Consider the following 21928-nt stretch of genomic DNA (forward strand, 5'->3'; position numbering starts at 1 on the left):
GCCTGAAGTTGATTTAGCCGGCTAATTGGGAGAAAAGATGGCTGACGACGCGGATGTGATCATTGTCGGCGCCGGCCTCGCCGGGCTGGTTGCCGCCGCCGAGCTTGCCGAGGCCGGCAAGAAAATCATCATCGTCGACCAGGAGCCGGAACAGTCGCTCGGCGGCCAGGCGTTCTGGTCGTTCGGCGGCCTTTTCCTCGTCGATTCGCCCGAGCAGCGGCGCATGCGCATCCGCGATTCGCATGATCTGGCGCTCGAGGACTGGCTGGGCACCGCCGCTTTCGACCGCCCGGAGGATCTGTGGCCGCGCCGCTGGGCTGAAGCGTATGTCGGCTTCGCTGCCGGCGAGAAACGCTCGTGGCTGATGCAGCGCGGCCTGAAATTCTTCCCCGTGGTCGGTTGGGCCGAGCGCGGTGGCGGCAATGCCATCGGCCACGGCAATTCGGTGCCGCGCTTCCACGTCACCTGGGGCACCGGGCCCGGCGTGCTTGAACCCTTCGTCCAGCGCGTCCGCGAAGCCGAGAAAAGCGGATTGATCCGCTTCAAATTCCGCCACCAGGTCAACGAATTGACCCGCACGGGTGCCACCGTCGACGGCGTGCGTGGCGACATCCTGCAGCCGAGCCCGGTCGAGCGCGGCCACAAGAGTTCACGCGACATATCAGGCGATTTCGAGCTTCACGCGCAAGCGGTGATCGTCGCCTCCGGCGGCATTGGCGCCAACCATCAGCTTGTCCGGGAAAACTGGCCGCGGCGGCTCGGCGCGGCACCGAAGCGCATGATCACCGGCGTGCCCGACCATGTCGACGGCCGCATGCTGGCGATATCAGAAGCGGCTGGCGGCTCAATCATCAACCGCGACCGCATGTGGCACTATGTCGAGGGCATCAAGAACTGGGCGCCGATCTGGACCGACCATGCGATCCGCATCCTGCCCGGCCCGTCATCGCTGTGGCTCGATGCCAGGGGCAAACGGCTGCCGGTGCCGCTCTATCCCGGCTTCGACACGCTGGGCACGCTCAGCCACATCATGAGCACCGGCTTCGATTATTCCTGGTTCATCCTGACCAAGAAGATCATCCAGAAGGAGTTCGCGCTGTCGGGTTCCGAGCAAAACCCCGACCTGACCGGCAAGAGCTGGCGCCAGGTGCTCGGCCGCGCCACATCGGGCATTCCAGGACCGGTGAAAGCCTTCATGGAGAAGGGTGAGGATTTCATCGTCGAGGTCGAGCTGCCGGCGTTGGTCGCCCGCATGAACAAACTGGCCGGCGGCGAGCCGTTGCTCGAGCTCGGCCAAGTCGAACGCGAGATCCGTGCCCGCGACCGGCAGCTCGACAATCCGTTCTCCAAGGACATGCAGGTCACGGCGCTGCGCGGTGCCCGCGCCTATCTCGGTGACAGGCTGATCCGCACGGCAAAGCCGCACAAGATGCTCGATCCCGCGAATGGCCCGCTGATTGCGGTGCGCCTCAACATCCTGACCCGCAAGACGCTGGGCGGCCTGCAGACCGATCTCGACAGCCGCGTGCTGGGTGCGGATGGCCAGCCGGTGGCGGGGCTTTTTGCCGTCGGCGAAGCTGCCGGTTTCGGCGGCGGCGGCGTGCATGGCTATGCGGCGCTCGAAGGCACGTTCCTCGGCGGCTGCATCTTTTCTGGCCGCAGCGCCGGCCGAGCGGCGGCCGCCGCGGTGGCGTGAGACAGCGCCATCTCGGTCTGGTTTCCTGCGTGGGCCCCACATGCGCCCCGGCGATAAACATATGACTTTTTTATATTTTTCAGTTTTGGGCCGCCTCGAAATGCGGATGCTTTTATCTTTCTGAGTGCAGCCGGTCCTGAGCCGCTGCAGGCAGTCACCACCTCGTGGCGACAGTTAAGAAAGAAAGAAGTCTTCGATGTTCCTTTCAGACGGGCTCTATCTGCCCACCCATCGTCCGCTGCCGGCGTCGCAGCTCGAACAAATCAGGCGTGCTGCCAACAACAATCGTCGGCCGGCCAGCCTGGTCGCTCCCTTCACGCCGACGTGGTGGCTTCTGGTCGTTGGCGCCTTGCTGGCCGCCGCCGCTGTCGCTGCCCAGCTCTCCTGATCGCAAGGCAGGAGATCAAGATGCAACGTTCTCATATTCCCCCTGACGGAAACGCGCTTCACCGCTTCGTGGTCGGACGCGACGGCGAAGGTTACTGGATTGCGCGTGACGAGGAAGGCCTGACCGGCGGGGTTTTTGCCGACAGGAGTTCCGCTGTCCGTTTTGCCACGATGGAAAGCGGTCATCGGGCCGGCGCGATACGCTTCGCGCCGGCGAGCATCCGCCTTTCCCTGTTCAATTGATCCTGTTTCCGGCCGCATCATCTTGCGGAAATCTGACCATGGACACTTCCAGCACTGCCGACCTGACAGGGTTGCTTGATCGCCTGCCGCATGTCGGCAGGCTGCTCGAACACCAGCTGTGGGAAGCCGCCTACGCTCTGTCGCTGGACAGATCATCCCGGCAAGGCCGCCGGTTTGCCGGCCTGGTCGAGGCCGGCGCCACGCTCGACGCCGTCCTCCTGCTCGTCGCCCTGTCGAAGCCGGAGCGTTCGGTGTCATCGATCGGCAGGATCGGCGAGCGTTGGCTTTGCGGCATTCAAGCCATGCCTGAAGGAACGCCGGGCAAGTCCGGCAAATTCGAAGCTGACCACATCGACCTGGCTGCCGCGGTGCTCTCGGCCTTGCTTGCCTCGCATCTCGAACAGGCATCGTACCAAACAATCACCAAGGAGAATTTGATTCCCATGACGTCAGAACAAGCACGAACGCGCCTGACCGGAGCGATGACCGCACTGGCAACGCCATTCACCGACGGCGAGGTCGATCTGAAACAGCTGACCACGCTGTTGCGTTGGCAGATCGAGCAAGGGATCAACGGGCTGGTGCCGTGCGGCACCACCGGTGAGTCCCCGACCCTATCGTGGGAGGAGCGCCTCGACATCATCGCGCTCTGCGTGAAAATCGCCGAGGGCAGGGTGCCGGTCATCGCCGGCACCGGGACGAACAGCACCGAGACGACGATTGCCCTTTCGACAGCCGCCGAAGCTTTCGGCGCCGACGCTGCCCTGATCGTGACGCCGTACTACAACAGGCCGAGCCAGGAGGGGATTTTCCGCCACTTCGAAGCCGTCGCCAGCAAGGTCAAGATACCGATCATCGTCTACAACGTCCCGGCGCGAACCGGCGTCGACCTGTCGTTGGAGACGGTCGAGCGCCTGGCGCAGATTCCAACCATCGTCGGCATCAAGGACGCCACCGGCGATGTGAATCGCCTGTCATCGCTTCCCGCGGTGCTCAGGCGTCGCTTCATCTGTCTGGCCGGCCACGACGCGACATCGTTCGGCTTCAACACCATGGGCGGGCGAGGAACGATCTCCGTGGTCTCCAACGTCGCGCCTCGACTGTGCGTCGAGATGCATGATGCATGCCGGCAAGGCGACCACCACACCGCCCGGGCCATCCATCATCGCTTGCTGCCGCTGATCGCCGCACTTGAGCTGGAGAGCAATCCGATACCGGTCAAATACGCCCTGCATCTGGCGCTGGGGCTGAGACCGGACGTCCGCTTGCCAATGACGCCTGCCCGTCCTGAAACCGTGACGGCAATTCGAGAGGCGATGGTGGCCCTGAACGAGGGTGGATCCGGCCAAAAGCAATTCCAGGAAAAGTGTGAAACGGTTTTCCCGGGAAAGGCGCGTAGCGCTTTCCCTTGGGAATTGCGTCAGAACAGAGAGACGGAGCGGCCTTGCCGTTTCCGTGAAACGGTGAACCGCTCCAGTGCAATCAGGGCGGATTGCGGCCGCGCCCGCGCAGCAGCGGCTTTGACGGAGCGGCCTTGCCGTCGGCGGCATAGACCAGGCCCGGCTGGACGATCCATTCGCCAGTCCAGAGCGCTTCGACATCGAATCGTCCATTGGCGTCGCGCGTTGCAACGCCGACATAGCGATATCGGGATCCGCTCGCATCGACGACCGTATCGGCGATCGGATGGCCGGCCAGCCGGCCGATGATCGCGCCCTGTTCTCTGAGGTTTGCCAGGACAAAATATTCCGTCGGCACCCTGCGGCTGACCCTGGAGGTCAGCCAGACTGAATGTGATCTCATGTTTGAAGCCAATCCGTCGTTCCGGCCGCCAGTCAGGCGGCTGGGAATTACATAGTCGCGGGCCGCATAGGAATTCGAGAGCAGGTTTTGGCCTGAATTATATACGCCGCATATGGATGACGGCGCTCACGGGATCCATTCGCCCCTTCCCAAGGCTGCTACCGCCTCAGTGATCCGGGTGAAGCTCGCGCGGGCGCGGCCGACCGTATTCCGTGCCCTGAGATAGCCGTGCACCAGGCCTGGTTCCTCGAACCAGGTGGCGCGCCCGCCCGCTGCGACGATGCGGTCGCGATAGGCCTCGCCGTCGGATGACAGCGGGTCGCACTCCGCGGTGATCAGCACCGTCGGTGGCAGGTTGGAGAAGTCGGTGTCGGCAAGCGGAGCCAGCGTCGGATCGCCGTTGCGGTCCTGCCCGCCGGTGCGGATGTGCTTGTAGAATTCGAGATCGCGCATGGTCAGCATCGGCGGCTCGGCATGCCTGAGATAGGATCCCTTCGAGCGGTCGCCGCCGAGGCCGGGACAGATCAGCACCTGGCCGACCGGCCTTTTCGCGTGGCCGCGCGTCGCATGGCTGACGGCGGCGCAGAGATTGCCGCCGGCGCTGTCGCCGCAAAGCACGACAGGGTGTGAGCGGGTAGCGGCGGCCCATTTGAAAGCACTCTTCACGTCGTCGAAGGCCGCCGGATGCAGGTGTTCCGGCGCCAGCCGGTAGTCGACAGAAACCACCTCATAACCGGTGCGGGCGCAGAGTTCGGCACAGACATCGTCATGGCTGTCGAGGCCGCCGAGGATAAAACCGCCGCCATGGACATAGAGCACAGTCACTGCTGCTTGTGCGCTTCTGTAGATGCGGATCGGGATGTCGTGCGTGGGCGTGGCAATGGCAGAGGTTTCGACCGCAACGCCATCGGGATAGCCGGCAAAGAATTCGCGGCACATCCGGTCGTAAGTCTGGCGCTGCTGCGCGATCGTGTAGTCGATCGCATCGGGCGGATAATAGGAATTGGTCCGCTCGATGAAGGCCCAGGTCTCGGCGTCGGTGAGGGTTTTGTAGTCGGTCATGGGCGTGGCAAGGGGTGCGAAGGTTGAGCCCAGGCACCCCCCTCTGGCCTGCCGGCCATCTCCCCCGCAAGGGGGGAGATCGGCGGCTCCACCCGCGGCGCTCTTCTTGCAGCATCGACAATTGGCGAAAGCGGAAATGACATCCAATCTCCCCCCTTGCGGGGGAGATGTCCGGCAGGACAGAGGGGGGTGGGAAGGAACGCCATCACGTCGGTAAACCCTTCACTTCCCCTTCCACACCGGATCGCGCTTCTCGCCGAAGGCGCGAAAACCTTCCATATTGTCCTCGGAGCCATAAAGCGCATCGACGGTCGGCAACTGGCGGCGCGTCACCTTGTTCATGGCGTCCTGGAAGGTGAGCGCCTCGGCCACGCGCGCGGTCTCCTTGATCGCGGCAAACACCAGCGGCGGGCCGCTGGCGAGCAGCCGGGCGATCTCCCAGACGCGGTCCTCGAGCTTCTCCTTGGGCAACACCTCGTTGACCAGGCCCCAGCGATGCGCTTCGGCAACATCCATCCAGCGGCCGGTGAGCAACAGGTCCATGGCGACATGATAGGGGATGCGCTTCGGCAATTTGATCGTCGCCGCATCGGCCAGTGTGCCGGCACGGATCTCGGGCAGCGCGAAGGAGGAATGATCGGAGGCGTAGATGAGGTCGCAGGACAGCGCCAGCTCGAAGCCGCCGCCCACCGCCATGCCGTTGACGCAGGCGATGACCGGCTTGTTGAGGTCGCGCAGTTCCTGCAGCCCGGCGAAGCCGCCGACGCCGTAGTCGCCGTCGACCGCATCGCCGCCGGCCGCCGCCTTGAGGTCCCAGCCGGCGCAGAAGAACTTGTCGCCGGCCGTCTTGACGATGGCCACACGTAGGCTCGGATCGTCGCGGAACGCCTTGAACGTCTCGCCCATCAGCCGCGAGGTCTTGAGGTCGATGGCGTTGGCCTTGGGCCGGTCGAGCGTGACCTCGAGGATCGTGCCCTCGCTGCGGGTCGAGATGACGTCAGGCATCCTTCTTGTCTCCCAGCACCAGCAGCGCGTCGGCGATCCAGGCACCCTTGCCCTCGGTGCAGACGATCAGCGGGTTGATGTCGAGCTCCTCGATCTCGCCGGCATTCTGTTGCACGAAGGCGGCAATGCCCGAGATGGCGTCGATGGCCGCCGAAACATCGGCCCTCGGCCGGCCGCGATAGCCTTCGAGCAACGGGAACAGTTTGAGGCCGCGCAACGCCGCCTCGATGTCGTCGCGAGTTGCCGGCAGCATCAGCGTGACGCTGTCGCGCAACAGCTCGACCAGCACGCCGCCAGTGCCCAGCGTCATCACCGCGCCGAACATCGGATCGCGGGTGAAGCCTACGATGAGTTCGGCGACACCGTCGCGCACCATGCGTTCGACATAGAGGCCGGAGCCGAGCGGCAAGAGATCGTGCGCCGCCGAGCTGACGGATTCGGCATCCTTCAGGTTGAGCCTGACTGCACCGACCTCGGATTTGTGGGTGACGCCCAGCGCCTTCAGCGCCACCGGGAAGCCGAGTGCCATCGACGAGATCACCGCCTCGACCGCATTGACGGCGCTTTCGCCCTTGGGCACCGGCAGGCCGGCCTTGATCAGCCGCGCTTTCGCCTCGGCCTCGTCGGGGGTGATGTGGTCGCCACCGGGCGCGCCGGAGGCGGACGTGTCGATCGGCTGCGCCTGCGGCTCCCGCCACGCCCAGCCGATGAAGGCTGCCGCCTGGGCGGCATCCATCGCTTCGGAAATGCCGAACAACGGCACCATGCCGCGCGCCATCAGCCCTGCCGTATATTCCTCAGGCAGGTTCTCCGGCAGCGAGGAGACGATGGCGCCTTGCGCCTTGTTGGTCTTCAGCGCCGATTCGAAGGCGCGCAGCGTCGCCCACCAGTCGGTGTCCGAGCAGCGGTCGGGGCGCGGGAAGTCCAGCACCAGCATGTTGAGGTCGAAGCCGCCCGACACCATGGCGGTGAAGGTGGCGGTCATCGCCGGCTCGTTGTTCCAGATGAAGGTGTGGTAGTCGAGCGGGTTGGCCACCGCGACCAGCGGCCCGAGCGTCGATTTGACATGGGCGCGGTGGGTGCCGGTCAGGTCGGGGAAATTGACCCAGCGGCCCTCGGCACTGTCGGCCATGACGGACGCTTCGCCGCCCGAGCAGCTCATCGACGACAGCCGATAGCCCGGCAAGGGTCCGGTGACGTGCAGCAGCTTCAGCGCTTCGATGAAGGCGGGAATTGAATCGACACGGGCGATGCCAAGCCGCTTCAGGAAGGCACCCGAGGCCGCGTCCGAGCCAGCCAGCGAGGCGGTGTGCGAGACTGTCGCCTGCCGCGCCTGTTCGGAGCGGCCGACCTTCATGGCGATGATCGGCTTCCTCAGCTCACGAGCCCGCGCCGCCAATCGCTCGAAGCCGGCTACCGAGTCAAAAGCCTCGATATGCAGGCCGAGCGATGTGACCCGCTCGTCCTCGATCAGGCCGAGCGCCATTTCGGACAGGCCGGTCTGCGCCTGGTTGCCGGCGGTCATCAGGAAGGCGATCGGCAGGCCGCGCTTCTGCATCGTCATGTTGATGGCGATGTTGGACGACTGGGTGATGATGGCGACGCCTTTGCCGCCCTCGGCCAGCCTGATGCCGCCATGCTGGTCGGGCCACAAAAGGGCGCCGTCGGCATAGTTGATCAGGCCATAGCAATTCGGCCCGATGATCGGCATCCGGCCCGCCGCGGCAACCAGCTCGGCCTGCAGCCGCTCGCCGTCGTCGTCATAGGCCTCGGTCTCGAGAAACCCTGCGGCGAAGCAGACGGCGCCGCCGGCGCCGCGTTCGGCCAGCGCCTTGACCACCTCGATGGTCAGGTGCCTGTTGACGCCGACAAACGCGGCGTCCGGCGCGCCGGGCAGATTGGCCACCGAACGATAGGCCTTGCGCCCGGCGACCTCGTCCTTGGTCGGGTGCACCGGCCAGATCTCGCCGGCAAAACCCATCTTGATCGACTGCGCGACGACGGCGGCAGCCTGTGCGCCGCCGAAGACAGCAATCGACTTCGGTCGCAGAAGGCGTTCGAGTGTATGCATGGATCAGGCTCCAAACGGACGCAGCAGCGCCCGCGAAATGATGTGGCGCTGAATCTCCGACGTGCCTTCCCAGATGCGCTCGACGCGGGCGTCGCGCCAGATGCGCTCCAGCGGCAGGTCGTCCATCAGCCCCATGCCGCCATGGATCTGGATCGCTTCGTCGGCGACGAAGGCGAGCATTTCGGTAGCCTTCAGCTTGGCCATGGCCATGTCCTGGTCGGTGACGGTGCCCTGATCGTACTTCCAGCCGGCTTCGAACACCATCAGGTCGGCGGCCTTCAGTTCGGTCGCCATGTCGGCAAGCTTGAACGACACGCCCTGGAACTTGCCGATCTGCTGGCCGAACTGCTGGCGCTGCGCGGCATATTCGATGGCATGGCCAAGCGCCCGCTCGGCGCGGCCAAGACAGGTGGCGCCGACCTGCAGCCGGGTGGCCCCCAGCCAGGAGTTGGCGACGTCAAAACCCTTGTGGACCTCGCCGAGCACCTGGCTTGCGGGAAGCCGGCAATCGTCGAATTCGAGGATGGCGTTGGTGTAGCCGCGATGCGAGACGTTGCGATAGCCGTCGCGTACGGCAAAGCCCTTGGTGCCCTTGTCGACGAAGAAGGCGGTGATCTTCTTGCGCTTGCCGCGCGGCGAATCCTCTTCGCCCGAGGCCATGAAGACGATGGCGAAGTCGGCGAGATCGGCATGGCTGATGAAATGCTTGGTGCCGTTCAGCACCCAATCGTCGCCGTCCTGCACCGCGGTCGCCTTCATGCCGCGCAGATCGGAGCCGGCGCCCGGCTCGGTCATCGCCAGGCAATCCCATTTCTCGCCACGGATGCAAGGGAACAGATACCTCTCGCGCTGCTCCGGCGTGCCGGCCAGGAGGATGTTGGACGGCCGCGCCACGCAGGTCCAGTGCAGCGCGTAATTGGCGCGGCCGAGTTCCTTTTCGTAGAGCAGCCAGGTCACCGTATCGAGCCCGGCGCCGCCGACGTCGGCCGGCATGTTGGCGGCATAGAGCCCGGCCTCGATCGCCTTGGCCTTGATCTCCTCGATCAGCTCGCGGCGCAGCACGCCGGTGCGTTCGACCTCGCGCTCATGCGGGTAAAGCTCGTTCTCGACGAAGGCGCGCGTCGTCTCGACGATGAGCTTCTGTTCCTCCGACAGCCCGAAATCCATGCTCTCAGCCTTTCTTCTTGCCGGTCTTCTTCTTCGGCTTTTCGGCTTTCTTCACCGGTTTCAACGCCTTGGCCTTCTCGGCCGCCTTGGAGGCCGTCGGCTTGCTTGCCGCCAGTTTGGCCAGCTGCTTGGTATAGTCCTTGTGCAGGGCGCCGGCACCCCAGCCCTTGCCCTTGTTCTGCTTCGACAGGGCATCCATGATCGCGACCAGATTGTCGTCGCGGATCTTTTCCAGCTCGCGGATCGACAGTCCATGCGCCTGGTCGTCGGACTGCGTGGCGATCAGGTCGACCAGCTCGTCGTTGAACTCCGGCACATCCATCAGCTTAGTCCACGGCCACTTAAGGCACGGACCGAACTGCGCCATGAAGTGGCGCATGCCGGCCTCGCCGCCGGCGACGCGATAGACCTGGAACATGCCCATCTGCGCCCAGCGCAGGCCGAAGCCATAGCGCATGATGTCGTCGAGTTCCTCGACCGTGCAGATGCCGTCCTTGATCAGCCACAGCGCCTCGCGCCATGCCGCTTCGAGCAGGCGGTCGCCGACGAAGGCTTCGATCTCCTTGCGGATGACGACAGGCTTCATGCCGATCGAGGCATAGATCTCCTTGGCGACCTCGATCGCCTCGGGAAAGGTCTGGTCGCCGCCGACGATCTCGACCAGCGGCAGCAGATAGACAGGGTTGAACGGATGGCCGACGACCAGCCGCTCCGGATGCTTCTTCATCGCCACCTGCATGTCGGTCGGCTTGATGCCGGAGGTGGAAGAGCCGACAATGGCGTTGGCTGGCGCATGGGTATCGATCTCGGCCAGAACGCGATGCTTGAGATCGAGCCGTTCCGGCACGCTTTCCTGGATGAAATCGGCGTCGGCCACCGCCTCGGCGATGGTCTTGGCAAAGGTCAGTCTGCCCTCTTTCGGCAGGCCGCCGGGCACCATCTGCTTGTAGGCGCGGCGCGCGCCCTTCATCACTTCGCTGACCTTGCGTGACGCCTCGGGATCGGGATCGAAGATCGATACGTCGATGCCGTTGAGCAGCAGGCGCGCCACCCAGCCGGCGCCGATGACGCCGCCGCCGATGGCGGCCGCCTTGTTGATGATACTCATGCTGGGGCTCCGGTTCTTATCGTGGCGGTTGGGGGATCGATGAGGGGCACGCGCTCGCCGGCGCGGATCACGGACGCGTCGTAGGCCTTGCGGGCAAAGACTTCGAGCACGAGGGGCCGGAAGAATTCGATCGGCAGCGTGTCGTAGTCGGGGTCGAAGCTCGACTGGTCCCAGCGTTCGCAGAACTCATCGCAATCGTCGGAATAGGCGTGGCCGGCGAAGCGGTCGCGGGCATGGCGGTTGCCGCCGAGGTGATGGGCATAGTAGAGCCGCTGGAAGTCGCCATGCTTTTCCACCACCCAGGTGCATTGCTCGCGCACAAAGGGTTTTAGGATCGAAGCGGCGTACTCATCGTGATTGTAGGGTGCGTAGATGTCGCCAATGTCGTGCAGCAGCGCGCAGGCGATCCAGTCGGTGTCGGCGCCGTCGCGCCAGGCGCGGGTCGCCGCCTGCAGCGAATGGCCGAGCCGGGTGATCTTGTAGCCCGACAGGCCCTCGTCGAGCTGGACCAGCGCGTCGAGCAGCCGCTCGCCGGTCCTGGCCGCGTAGTCGATTTCATGCGCGGTCAGGAACTCGTAGTCGTCCCGGTCGCCATCCTTCATCGCGGTGAATTTTACGGTAGTCATACCGACCTTCCAGCGAATTAGTCTTTTTGTTTGAGCATGATCTCTGGACAAACGGTTTCGTTTGTCCGGGAAAACCCGTTCCCACTTTTCGGGATCATGCTCATGCCGCTATCGGCGCCCGTTTGGTCAGGTTCAGCTTCTTGCGCACTTCCTCGGGTCCAAGGATCCTGGCGCCGAGATTGGTGACGATGCTGGCGGCACGCTCGACCAATTGCGCATTGGTCGCCAGCACGCCCTTGTCGAGCCACAGATTGTCTTCCAGCCCGACGCGGACATTGCCGCCGGCCAGCACCGCGGCGGCGGCATAGGCCATCTGGTTGCGGCCGATGGCGAAGGCCGACCAGTTCCAGGTCGACGGCACATTGTTGACCATGGCCATGAAGGTGTTGAGGTCGTCAGGCGCCCCCCACGGCACGCCCATGCAGAGCTGCACCAGGGCGTCAGGATTGAGCACCTTCTCTTCGACCAGCTGCTTGGCGAACCACAGATGGCCTGTGTCGAAGGCCTCGATCTCCGGCTTGACGCCGAGCGCCGTCATCATGCCGCCCATGGCGCGCAGCATGCCAGGCGTGTTGGTCATGACATAGTCGGCCTCGGCAAAGTTCATGGTGCCGCAGTCGAGCGTGCAGATTTCCGGCAGGCACTGGCGCACATGTTCCATGCGATTGGTGGCGCCGCCCATGTCGGTGCCTTTTTCGTTGAGCGGCAGCGGCGCCTCCGGCGAGCCGAACACCATGTCGCCACCCATCCCGGCGGTCAGGTTCAGGATGACGTCGACGTCCGCCGCGCGGATGCGCTCGGTCACTTCGCGGTAGAGATGCACGTCGCGCCTGGGCTTGCCGGTTTCGGGGTCGCGCACATGGCAGTGCACGATCGCGGCACCCGCCTTGGCGGCATCGATGGCCGAATCGGCGATCTGCTTGGGCGAACGCGGCACATGTGGGCTGCGCTCCTGCGAGCCGCCGGACCCGGTCACGGCACAGGTAATGAAGACCTCACGGTTCATCGCAAGCGGCATCGTCTCTCTCCCAATTCGATCAGCCATGCATGTCGCCCAAAGGTGGGAACCGGTTTTGGGATAACGGCATGCACAAGAACCAGCCAACAATGCCCGACTTGCCGGAAACTGTTTTGCGTTTTACGAAGTTTCCATGATCAAAAGCGAAAAGCCAACGATCTTTCGCGCCGAGCGCTCGCCGCTCAAGGTGACGCTGCTGGTGTTTTCCGGCTCGTCCATCATGTGCGTCGCGTCGGCCGTCGATCCTTTGCGTGCCGCCAACCGCATCGCCGGCGAGATCCTGTTCGATTTCAGGCTGGTCTCGGTGACCGGCGAGGCTCCGGTCACCACCTGCGGCCTGCCGGTAGCGGTCAGTGGCCGCTTCGACGCGGCCGAGCCAACCGACGTTCTTGTCGTCGTCGCCGGCTTCGGCACCCAGAATTATGCCACGTCAGCCCTGCTTTCAGGTCTGCGGCGCGCCGCGCGGACAGCACGCGCCTGCGGCGGCGTCGAGGCCGGCACCTGGCTGGTGGCGCGCGCCGGCCTGCTGGAAGGGCGCAGCGCCACCACCCACTGGGAGGACATGGAGGATTTCTCGTCGGCCTTCCCCGGCGTCGACGTCCGTCCCGACCGCTACGTCATCGACGGGCCGGTCTTCACCTCGGGCGGTGCCTCGCCGACCTTTGACCTGATGCTGCATCTCATTCGCACCCGCCTTGGCATGGCCGTCGCGCTCGATGTCGCCAGCGTCTTCATCTACGACCAGGCGCGCGCCGCCACCGACGCACAGCCGCTGGTCTCGCTCGGCCGGCTCGACGGTTATGATCCGCGGCTGGCGCAAGCCATCCGGCTGATGGAGGCGCATGTCGACCAGCCGCTGACCATCGAGGCGGTGGCAAAACGCGCCGGCGTAACGGCGCGAACGCTGGAGAGCATCTTCCGCAAGTCGATCGGCGAGACGCCGGGCGCCTATTATCTCAGGCTGCGCCTGGGCGCCGCCCGCCGGCTGGTGGTCGATACCCGGGTGGCGATGGCTGATATTGCCGGGCGGACCGGATTTTCGTCCGCCGCGGCGTTTTCCAGAGCGTTTTCGAGAGCCTTTGGCGAGGCGCCAGTCAAACTTAGGCGCGGTTGGTGAGTATCCAGTCGGTCGCGGCGCCGAGGTCATCCACCAGTGCCGTCGGGGCCGGATCGAAACGTGTTTCGTCGTTTGGGCGATACTTGCCTGTCCGCACGAGCAGCGCCGCACCAAGCCCGGCGCGCAGCGCGCCGGCGACATCGCTCTCGGCATCGTCGCCGACCATGACCGCATCGGCCGCCGAGCAGTTCATATGGGCAAGCGCCGAAAGAAAGAAATCCGGTGACGGCTTGCCGAGCACGACGGGGCTTCGGCCACTGGCGAATTCGAGGGCGGCAACGAAGGCGCCCGTATCGAGGCTGAGCAGACCGTCTGCATCCTTGAAGGTGCGATTGGTGGCGAGCGCCACAAAATCGGCGCCGGCCACCAACTCGCGGAACGCCCGGTTGAGCCTGGCATAATCGAAGGCTTCGCCGGCATCTCCGACGACGACGGCTCGCCCATTTGCGCCGTCCAGACCGGAAAACTCAGGCTCCAGGTTGGGATGGACGAGCAGAAGCGGCGCGCGGCCATGCCCTCGCAGCCATTCGACGGCGGCACGCGCCGGCGTCGACAATTCCTCTTCTCCAACCTTGACGCCGAAGGCGGCAAGTTGCGCGATGATTGCCTTGTGTGGCGAGCGAGTCGTGTTGCTGACAAAGCCGAGCGGCAAGCCCGCATTGCGCAGGCGCTCGATTGCCGAGACAGCGCCCGCTATCGGGGTGTCGCCATCGTAGACGACACCCAAAAGGTCCAGAAGCACTGCGCGTACCATCGGTGAAGGATGACGAAACAGCCTCCGTTCGTCAAACCACAGGGATCATCCAGCCACAGGGATCATCAAGCGACATCACGGCTTTCGCGGACGATGCGCGAGCGCATGCTTTTGGCCAGCACCGTTTCAAGTCGCGCTGCAACCGCGCGGTCCCATTCGTTCGAACGGTGCGCACCATCCTTCGGATGCGGCATTGCCATCAACCGGTCGATGATCGATCCGGCCTCGCCAGGTGAGAGCAGGGCGTCGATTTCACGTTCGTGCTGCATATCGGTTCGCCTCCTTCTTCCTCTCCGCCACGAGCCACTCTTATACGAGATACGTGACGGCAGTTTGAAGGCAAGAGCGAGGTCATTGAAGGGCCGCAGAGGGCAAAACCGTGTCGTCGGCCACGGCCTTGCGCAAAGCTGTTCCTGCGTCCGGGCCAGGGACGTTTACAGCCGCTTCTCGAACAGCACGGTGGTGAAACCGCTGTCCCATTCGTCGTCGGGGTAGCGATCCGTCTCGACATAGCCGACCGCTTTGTAGAGCGTCTGGCTGCGCAGGTTGAACGTGTCGGTTTCCAGCCGCGCTTGCGCAAATCCGGCGGCACCAATCGCCTGTTCGGCATGGGAAAGCAGCTTGCGGCTGACACCTTGCCCTTGGCGCGACGCCATGACGTGCAGGGCTTCGATGAAGTCCGCGCGCCAATGGATCAGCCCGGCGACGTCGCCATCGATCTCGGCAACGGAAAATTCCGGCCAGCTCTGGTCGACATAGCGCCCGCCAATATCCGATTCGACGTAGCGCTGCGCCGATTCCTCGGTGATGTGCGGCAGCCAGGTGCCTTCGAACGTTTCCTGCAACACCCGCCGGGATGTCGCTTGCCTGCGCCCGGCGCACGATGATTCGATCCTCTGCCATTTTCCGCCTCCTGCCAATGCATGTCGCCCAAAAGTGCGCAGCGGTTTTGGGGCGACGACATGCATAAAAGTAAGGCCACCGCGAGGCCCTTTTCGGCGGTGCGGTACCTCGCGCAGGCCGCCAAAGATCCGTGCGATCTTCGGAAACCTGCGCGAAATAGGCTGACTAGCAGAAAGCGATGGCGGCGGCTTTCAGCCAGAGGTGGTGGATGTCGGTCCAGGGACCGGATTTCACACGTACCGGTTGACGATGTTTTCGAGCAATTCCTGGCGGCCCGACCTTGGCTGCGGCTCGATCTTCTTCTTGACGACGCGCTCGGCGATCTCTTCCAGCGTGCGCTTGCCGGCAAGCATCGCCTTGCCTTCGGCCGTGCTCCAGCCGGCATAGCGTTCGGCCAGCGGACCCGACAGCGCCTTGTCCTCGACCATGCGGGCCGCGGCCTTCAGGCCGCGCGCGCAGGAATCCATGCCGCCGATATGACCGATCAGCAGATCCTGCGGATCGAGCGACTGGCGGCGCAGCTTGGCGTCGAAATTGGTGCCGCCGGTCTTGAAGCCGTCGGCCTGCAGGACCTGGTAGTAGGCCAGCGCCATCTCCGGCACATTGTTGGGGAACTGGTCGGTGTCCCAGCCCGACTGGTAGTCGTTGCGGTTCATGTCAATCGAACCGAAGACGCCGAGCGCATTGGCCAGCGCCAGTTCGTGCTCGAAGGAATGGCCGGCCAGGATGGCGTGGCCCTGTTCGATGTTCAGCTTGACCTCCTTCTCCAGCCCGAAGCGCTTGAGGAAGCCGTAAACGGTGGCGACATCGTAGTCGTACTGGTGCTTTGTCGGCTCCTGCGGTTTCGGCTCGATCAGGATGGTGCCCTTGAAGCCTATCTTGTGCTTGTAGTCCACGACCAGGCTGAGGAAGCGGCCAGCCTGTTCCTGCTCGCGCGCAAGGTCGGTGTTGAGCAGCGTCTCATAGCCCTCGCGCCCGCCCCACAGCACATAGTTCTCGCCCTTCAGCCGCTTGGTGACGTCAATGCAGCTTTTCACCGTCGCCGCCGCATAGGCAAACACATCCGGATCGGGATTGGTGGCGGCACCCGACATGAAGCGGCGATTGGAGAACAGGTTCGCGGTGCCCCACAAAAGCTTGACGCCGGTCTGCTTCATCTTTCCTGCAAAGTAGTCGGCAATCTCGTCGAGGCGCGCCGCACTTTCGGAAAAATCCTTGCCCTCCGGTCGCACATCGGCGTCGTGGAAACAGAAATAGGGCGCGCCGAGCAGCGAGAACATCTCGAAGGCGACATCGGCCTTGAGTTTTGCCAGCTCCATCGTGTCGATGCCGCCGGCCTTGGGGAACCAGGGACGGTCGAAGGTCTGTCCGCCGAACGGGTCGCCGCCCGGCCAGGCGAAGGAATGCCAGTAGGCGACGGCAAAGCGCAGATGATCTTCCAGCCGCTTGCCGGCCACCACTTCATCGGGATTATAGAACCGGTAGGCCAGCGGATTGGTCGAATCCGGCCCTTCATATTTGATCTCTTTGATATCGCCGAAAAATCCGCTGCTCATGATCTTTGTCCTCTTCGCATAGTTCGCCCTGATTACCTCAGGTAATTCGCATTGATTACCTCAGGCGTAATTGGTTTCGTTCTTCCGCTGGTCGAAAAGGCTCATGTCAAAACCGCTCAACGAAGGAGACAGACCATGACCGACCTCAACAAGATCGCCGAAGGCTACATCACCGCCTGGAACGAGAGCGACGCCGACCGCCGGGCTGAATTGCTCAAGGCGACCTTCACCGAGGACGTCAGCTACCGCGATCCGCTGATGCAGGGTGACGGCCATCAAGGCGTCGCGGCTCTGATCGACGGCGTGCAGCAGCGCTTTGCCGGCTTCCGCTTCTCGCTGAAGGGCAGGCCGGATGGCTTTGCCGACAAGATCCGCTTCTCGTGGAATCTCGGCCCGGAGGGCACCCCTTCCGTCATCGAAGGCACCGACATCGGTGTCATCGAGAACGGCCGCTTGAAGAGCATCACCGGCTTTCTCGACAAGGTTCCGGCGCAATAACGTCGTCTCGGCGGGCGTGGGCGAGAAATCACTCACGCCGTGGCGCCCTTGATCGCCGGATACAGCGCCCTGTAGCGCTGATAGGCATCGGCGTAGACGCCGCCGAGCGCCGCGTCCGGTTCGATCGTGGCATCGGTTGCCGGTGCCGTGCAGATGCTCAGCGGATCCGCGCCCGTCGCGGCGATCAGGCCAAGCCGCGCGGCGCCGAAGGCGGCGCCGAAATCGCCGTCGGCGGGAATGTCGACGGGCAGGCCAAGCGCGGTGGCGATCGATTTCAGCCAGTAGCGCGAGCGCGAGCCGCCGCCGATCGCCGTCACCCGCGTCAAGGTCGTGCCGGCCTTGGCCAGTGCTTCGAGGCTGTCACGGAAGGCCAAGGCGACGCCCTCGAGCACGGCCTGTGTCAGCACGGCGCGGCTCGATTCATGCGCCAGCCCGGTGAACGCGCCGCGAATGGCGGAATCATTGTAGGGCGTGCGCTCGCCCGAAAGATAAGGCAGGAAGGACACGCCGCTCGGCGCTTTCAGCGTATCGCCGAGTTCGGCGGTCAACTCGCCGGCGCCTTTGCCCGATATTTCCGAAAGCCAGTTCAGCGAATCGGTTGCCGACAGGATGACGCCCATCTGGTGCCAGGTGTTCGGCAGCGCGTGGCAGAAGGTGTGGACGGCACTTGCCGGGTTGGGCAGGTAGGAAGCGTTGGCGGCAAACAGCACGCCCGAGGTGCCGAGCGATACAAAGGCGTGCCCCGCGCCGACCGTGCCCATGCCGCAGGCCGACGCGGCATTGTCGCCGGCACCGCCGGCGATCGGGATACCGGCCTGCATGCCCCATTTCGCGGCCAATTCGGCGCGCAAGGCTCCGGCCTTCTGCGTGCCCTCGACCAGCGACGGCATCTGCCTCTCGTCGAGCGACGTCGCCGCGAGCAGGTCCGCACTCCAGTGCCGCTTGCCGACATCGAGCCAGGACGTGCCGGCCGAATCCGACATTTCCGAAATGTGCTCGCCCGAAAGCCAGAGCCGCAGGAAATCCTTGGGCAGCAGCACTTTTGCGACCTTGGCGAAGACAGCCGGCTCGTTGTTCTTCACCCAGGCAAGCTTCGGCGCGGTGAAGCCTGGAAAGACGATGTTGCCGGTGAGCTTGCGGAAACGTGGGTCGGCGTCCAGCGCGGCGGCTTCGGCATGGCTGCGCGTGTCGTTCCACAGGATGCAGGGCCGCAGCACCTTATCGGCGGAATCGAGCAGCGTCGCGCCATGCATCTGACCCGACAGGCCGATGCCTTTCACCGCGGCAAGATGGCTTGGAAAGGAAGCTCTCAGTTCGGAAATTGCTTCTTCGCAGGCGCGTATCCAGTGAGACGGATCCTGTTCCGACCAGCCTGGATGCGGCCGCGATACGTCGAGCGATGCATGGCCGGAGCCAATGACGGTCTGGCCGGCATCGATCAGCAGCGCCTTGACGCCCGACGTGCCTAGATCAAGGCCGAGATACATGTTTTCCTCCCCATGCCATTAATTTTTTCGGATCTCGAAAAAATCTGGCTTGGCCAGTTTTTAAGACAAGATCGGCTTCGGGTCAATTCTCTGACAAATCGGCGGCGCGTCGCGAAAACAGCGCCGACAGCGGACTGTCCGGTCGCGCCATCGAACGGTCTGCCGTCAGCGCTCTGGCCAGCGCACCGTCACCGGCCCGCAAAGCCGCCTCGATCAGCGTCAGGTCGATGACGTCGCGCTGGGCGTGGCTGCCACCGAAACGGTGGGCGATCGCCCGGATCGGCCGGATCAGGCGAACAGTCTCGGCATAGTTCCTCTCGCCGAATGCCTTGATGGCGAGCGTCAGCGGATGGCCGACGTCCCGGGTGAAAGCCACGTTGTCGTCGCTGCCGCGCATGGCCTCGCGCTGCGCCTCCAGCAAGGTCAGAGCCGGCGCGTCGAGCCCGGCGCCGACAAAGGCCATCATGGCATGGGCATCGTTGAAGGCGTAATTGCCGGCGCCGGCCTTCGCCCAGTTGGCGGCCAGCGCTGCCCAACGGTCGCCGGCATCGACGCCGCCGAGATAGAGCCGCCACAGGATCGCCGAGGCATCGACCATGTTGAGCGCCAGCGTCGAGCGCTCGCCGTAGATCGGGCCGTCATAGAGCGCCAGCACCTGGTCGGTCTCGCCGAGGTCATAGTGGAACAGCGCCAAGTGCCACCAATTGTGCACCTTGAGGAAGCTCTCCTTCGTCCATGCTTCGGGATTGGCGCGCATCCAGGCAATGCCGTCCCTTTGTCGGCTTTGCATCTCCATGACATGGGCGACGGCATGCTGGGCCCAGCCGTCGCGCGGTTCCAGGTCGACCGCGGCGCGGCCAAGCCTCTCGGCCAGTGCATAGTCCCCCATTTCCTCCAGCCCGAAGGCCTGCATGCCGAGGATGGCGTGATAGCCCGGCATGTCGCCTTGCCAGGATGGCAGGGCGCGGGCGATGCGGTCGCGCAGCATGCGCGCATTGCCTGTGAAGAAATCGATCTGATGCCCGGTCTGCAGCGCCACCGCGTCGAGCGGGTAATCGACGGCGATATCCCTGAGAATGCCGCCGGCATCATGCCAGCGCCCGTTGGCAAGATGACCAAGGGCTGAGACATGCGCCTGCTCGCGCGCTGTCGCGGCAAGCGGCAATGCCGCGTCATGGCAAGCCTTGGCCACTTCCGTCGCCTCTCGCTCGGTGGCGAGGCCGAAGAGATAGCCCTTGAAGACATGCGCCATGACGAAGCCGGGATCTTCCGCGATGGCGCGGTCGACGGAGGCAACGGGATCGCCAATGAAGCACTGCAGTTCCCGCACCGCCTGGCTGTAGGGCGTTAAACCCGCCTCCGTTGCGCCCGAAAGTGTCAGGCCGAATGCGTCTCGGATTGCCATGCAATGTCCTCTGATCGGCCCCCGATCTTTCGGCCCAAGGCGATGTCCCTAATTGCCCGAACGCATCGCCACCGTGGCGATGCCGGCGCCGACCAGCAGTGTGCCGCCGGTGCGGTTGAAGATGCGGATCGCCTTGGGATTGCGCACAACGTTGCGCGCGCGTGCCGCGATCAGCGCATAGCCGAAGGCATTGGCGAAGGCGAGCGCCAGGAAGGTCGTCTCGAAGATCAGCATCTGCGTCCAGAAATCGGCGTGCCGGTCGAGGAACTGCGGCAGGAAGGCGACGAAGAACGTGATGCTTTTCGGGTTGAGCGCGGTGACCAGCCAGGCATGCGCCATCATCTTGGCCGACGACACCGCGTCGGTGCGCGGTTCGGCTTTCAGCGCGCCGCCGGCGCGAAACAGTTTCACGCCGAGATAGATCAGGTAGCCGGCGCCGATCAGCTTCAGGATGGTGAAGACGGTCGCCGAAGCAGCCAGCAGCGCGCCGATGCCCAGCATCGACAGCGTCATCGCGGTGAAGTCGCCCAGCGCCACGCCGACCGCCATCGGCAGTGCTGTGCGCCAGCCCTGGCCCAGCGCATAGGACACCACCAGAAGGATGGTCGGACCCGGAATGATCAGAAGGATCGTCGATGCGGCAGCGAAGGCGGCCCAGTTTTCGAAGGACATGATCGTCTCCTTTGAGCGTAAAGAAGAGGATAAATCCTTGCCGCCGGCAGAATGTAAAGAGGCTGGATTTTTGTTTTTACGCAATTCCGGACGGAAAACCGCGACGACTTTTCCTGGCATTGCTACGGCATCAATTGCGCCAACGGCACGTTGGCGTCAGTTCGCGCCGCTCAGCGTGCTCACGATATCGGCCAGGGTGACATTGGCACCGAGAACGGTTGCCGCCGCGACAATGGCAGCGGCAAAAAGCTTGATGTCGGTTTTTAAGATCTTGCACACGGATCCCCTCGGTAGCCGCCTGAGCGGCGTAGGAAACGCCGGCGCCAGGACTATGACCCGACCGAGGTCTTTTTGTGCAGCCACCCCTGACCGGCGGTCGGGCGGCAGGTTGAACGCCGGCAAGGCAACGCGCAAACGCAGGCGCTGCAAGGTCTTCACGCTTTATCAACCATGAATGATGAAAATGCGTTCTATCCGGCCGGACCGTGCTTCCCGCCGACAGTGTAGGGTTTGGGTACATGCGTGAGTTGCCGCAAGGTCTGACGCCGCCGCGAAACGGCGACGCAATCGAAACCGATCATCATCTTTCCCGTCGCGCCATCCTGTCCGGGGCAGGGGCGTTGGCGCTGCTCAGCGCCGCCGGCTGCTCGACCTCGGGCGGCGGTCTGCCGGCACTCGAACTCGACGATACGGTCACCGGTTCATTGCGGCCGATCCGGCCGAGCATCAGCGTCGACAAGAACATCACCAGTCCCGACTTGATGTATGCCTCGCTGACCGATGTCGGCTTCAACGTGCCGGAAGTGCCCTATCAGAAGGTCAAGCCGGAATTCCGCCGCCAGATCGTCGTCGACACCACCGGCGAGGCGCCCGGCACCATCGTCGTCCATCTGCAGGAGCGCATGCTCTATCTCGTCCAGCCGGGCGGCGACGCCATCCGCTACGGCGTCGGCATCGGCAAGGATGGCTTCCTCTGGTCCGGCCGCGCCAACATCCAGTACGGGCGGGAATGGCCGACCTGGACGCCGCCACCCGAGATGATCGCCCGCAAGCCGGAACTGGTGAAATGGCAGGCCGGCCAGCCCGGCGGCCTCACCAACCCGCTCGGCGCCCGCGCGCTCTACATCTATCAGGACGGCAAGGACACCGGCTATCGCATCCATGGCTCGCCGGAATGGTGGAGCATTGGCCAGGCGATGTCGTCGGGCTGCGTGCGCCTGATCAACCAGGACATCATCGACCTCTACAGCCGCGTCTCAAAGAAAAACCCGGTGGTGGTCGTCTGATCGTTTAGTCCGTCCGGTTCCCCGTTGCGCGATGCCGCAAGACAGGCGAATGTGCCTGCGAATT

At 64.2% G+C, this 21928-nt stretch carries 21 protein-coding genes and 1 pseudogene; 7 read left to right on the plus strand and 15 right to left on the minus strand.

The genetic code is table 11. From position 1 onward, the window contains the following. Positions 1-37: 37 nt before the first annotated feature. The 4 genes and pseudogenes from ACFSQT_RS01025 to dapA all read left to right on the plus strand — a co-directional run. Positions 38-1696, plus strand: a complete 1659-nt coding sequence (locus tag ACFSQT_RS01025; RefSeq protein ID WP_379016616.1) for an FAD-binding dehydrogenase — start codon at positions 38-40, stop codon at positions 1694-1696. Positions 1697-1892: 196 nt separating this feature from the next. Next, a complete protein-coding gene (locus ACFSQT_RS01030; protein WP_379016617.1) occupies positions 1893-2084 on the plus strand; it encodes a hypothetical protein in 192 nt (63 codons plus the stop codon). 20 nt (positions 2085-2104) lie between these two features. Then, complete coding sequence (locus ACFSQT_RS01035; protein ID WP_379016619.1) at positions 2105-2326, plus strand: hypothetical protein; 222 nt, start codon at positions 2105-2107, stop codon at positions 2324-2326. 443 nt (positions 2327-2769) lie between these two features. After that, positions 2770-3648, plus strand: a pseudogene (gene dapA, locus ACFSQT_RS01040) (4-hydroxy-tetrahydrodipicolinate synthase); the annotation flags it as partial. 607 nt (positions 3649-4255) lie between these two features. Here dapA and ACFSQT_RS01045 read toward each other — a convergent pair. The 7 genes from ACFSQT_RS01045 to bcoG all read right to left on the minus strand — a co-directional run bounded on the left by ACFSQT_RS01045 (position 4256) and on the right by bcoG (position 12186). Next, a complete protein-coding gene (locus ACFSQT_RS01045; protein WP_379016620.1) occupies positions 4256-5191 on the minus strand; it encodes an alpha/beta hydrolase in 936 nt (311 codons plus the stop codon). 222 nt (positions 5192-5413) lie between these two features. Then, positions 5414-6196 carry a carnitinyl-CoA dehydratase gene (locus tag ACFSQT_RS01050; RefSeq protein WP_379016622.1) on the minus strand — a complete coding sequence of 261 codons (783 nt, stop codon included), beginning with the start codon at positions 6194-6196 and terminating at the stop codon, positions 5414-5416. After that, positions 6189-8267 carry an acetate--CoA ligase family protein gene (locus ACFSQT_RS01055; protein WP_379016623.1) on the minus strand — a complete coding sequence of 693 codons (2079 nt, stop codon included), beginning with the start codon at positions 8265-8267 and terminating at the stop codon, positions 6189-6191. Before ACFSQT_RS01055 ends, ACFSQT_RS01050 begins: the two co-directional genes overlap by 8 nt. Positions 8268-8270: 3 nt before the next feature. Continuing rightward, a complete protein-coding gene (locus tag ACFSQT_RS01060; RefSeq protein WP_379016624.1) occupies positions 8271-9434 on the minus strand; it encodes an acyl-CoA dehydrogenase family protein in 1164 nt (387 codons plus the stop codon). A gap of 4 nt (positions 9435-9438) precedes the next feature. Continuing rightward, positions 9439-10542, minus strand: coding sequence for a carnitine 3-dehydrogenase (locus tag ACFSQT_RS01065; RefSeq protein ID WP_379016626.1), 1104 nt, complete (start codon positions 10540-10542; stop codon positions 9439-9441). Then, the gene (locus tag ACFSQT_RS01070; RefSeq protein ID WP_379016628.1) at positions 10539-11168 is read right to left on the minus strand and encodes an HD domain-containing protein; all 630 of its coding nucleotides are present in this window, start codon (positions 11166-11168) and stop codon (positions 10539-10541) included. Before ACFSQT_RS01070 ends, ACFSQT_RS01065 begins: the two co-directional genes overlap by 4 nt. Before the next feature lie 100 nt (positions 11169-11268). Beyond that, a complete protein-coding gene (gene bcoG / locus ACFSQT_RS01075) occupies positions 11269-12186 on the minus strand; it encodes a 3-dehydrocarnitine:acetyl-CoA trimethylamine transferase BcoG (RefSeq protein WP_379016629.1) in 918 nt (305 codons plus the stop codon). Positions 12187-12319: 133 nt separating this feature from the next. On the opposite strand from bcoG, the gene ACFSQT_RS01080 reads away from it, so the two are divergent. Next, a complete protein-coding gene (locus ACFSQT_RS01080) occupies positions 12320-13303 on the plus strand; it encodes a GlxA family transcriptional regulator (protein ID WP_379016630.1) in 984 nt (327 codons plus the stop codon). On the opposite strand, the gene ACFSQT_RS01085 is transcribed toward ACFSQT_RS01080, so the two are convergent. From ACFSQT_RS01085 to xylA, 4 genes are all read right to left on the minus strand, one after another. After that, complete coding sequence (locus tag ACFSQT_RS01085) at positions 13287-14045, minus strand: TIGR01458 family HAD-type hydrolase (protein WP_379016631.1); 759 nt, start codon at positions 14043-14045, stop codon at positions 13287-13289. The two genes, ACFSQT_RS01080 and ACFSQT_RS01085, sit on opposite strands and share 17 nt — an antisense overlap. A gap of 77 nt (positions 14046-14122) precedes the next feature. Next, a complete protein-coding gene (locus tag ACFSQT_RS01090; protein WP_379016632.1) occupies positions 14123-14326 on the minus strand; it encodes a hypothetical protein in 204 nt (67 codons plus the stop codon). Between the two features lie 165 nt (positions 14327-14491). Further along, positions 14492-14905 carry a GNAT family N-acetyltransferase gene (locus tag ACFSQT_RS01095; protein ID WP_379016633.1) on the minus strand — a complete coding sequence of 138 codons (414 nt, stop codon included), beginning with the start codon at positions 14903-14905 and terminating at the stop codon, positions 14492-14494. 285 nt (positions 14906-15190) lie between these two features. After that, positions 15191-16516, minus strand: coding sequence for a xylose isomerase (gene xylA / locus ACFSQT_RS01100; protein ID WP_379016634.1), 1326 nt, complete (start codon positions 16514-16516; stop codon positions 15191-15193). Positions 16517-16651: 135 nt separating this feature from the next. Between xylA and ACFSQT_RS01105 the strand changes: the two genes are divergently transcribed. Beyond that, positions 16652-17014: a nuclear transport factor 2 family protein gene (locus ACFSQT_RS01105; RefSeq protein ID WP_379016636.1), complete on the plus strand. Its 363-nt coding sequence runs from the start codon at positions 16652-16654 to the stop codon at positions 17012-17014. A gap of 32 nt (positions 17015-17046) precedes the next feature. Here the strand turns inward: ACFSQT_RS01105 and xylB are convergent, their stop codons facing one another. The 4 genes from xylB to ACFSQT_RS01125 form a co-directional block, all read right to left on the minus strand. Next, positions 17047-18501: a xylulokinase gene (gene xylB / locus ACFSQT_RS01110; protein ID WP_379016637.1), complete on the minus strand. Its 1455-nt coding sequence runs from the start codon at positions 18499-18501 to the stop codon at positions 17047-17049. 82 nt (positions 18502-18583) lie between these two features. Further along, positions 18584-19906: a tetratricopeptide repeat protein gene (locus ACFSQT_RS01115; RefSeq protein ID WP_379016638.1), complete on the minus strand. Its 1323-nt coding sequence runs from the start codon at positions 19904-19906 to the stop codon at positions 18584-18586. A 48-nt stretch (positions 19907-19954) separates the two neighbouring features. Further along, positions 19955-20578, minus strand: a complete 624-nt coding sequence (locus ACFSQT_RS01120) for a LysE family translocator (RefSeq protein WP_111545008.1) — start codon at positions 20576-20578, stop codon at positions 19955-19957. A 156-nt stretch (positions 20579-20734) separates the two neighbouring features. Further along, complete coding sequence (locus ACFSQT_RS01125; protein WP_379016639.1) at positions 20735-21016, minus strand: hypothetical protein; 282 nt, start codon at positions 21014-21016, stop codon at positions 20735-20737. Between the two features lie 80 nt (positions 21017-21096). Between ACFSQT_RS01125 and ACFSQT_RS01130 the strand changes: the two genes are divergently transcribed. Then, positions 21097-21864, plus strand: a complete 768-nt coding sequence (locus tag ACFSQT_RS01130) for a L,D-transpeptidase (RefSeq protein WP_379016641.1) — start codon at positions 21097-21099, stop codon at positions 21862-21864. The last annotated feature ends 64 nt before the right edge of the window (positions 21865-21928 follow it).

Origin of the sequence: Mesorhizobium calcicola (genome assembly GCF_042682105.1) — a bacterium.
Classification (GTDB): Bacteria; Pseudomonadota; Alphaproteobacteria; order Rhizobiales; family Rhizobiaceae; genus Mesorhizobium; species Mesorhizobium calcicola.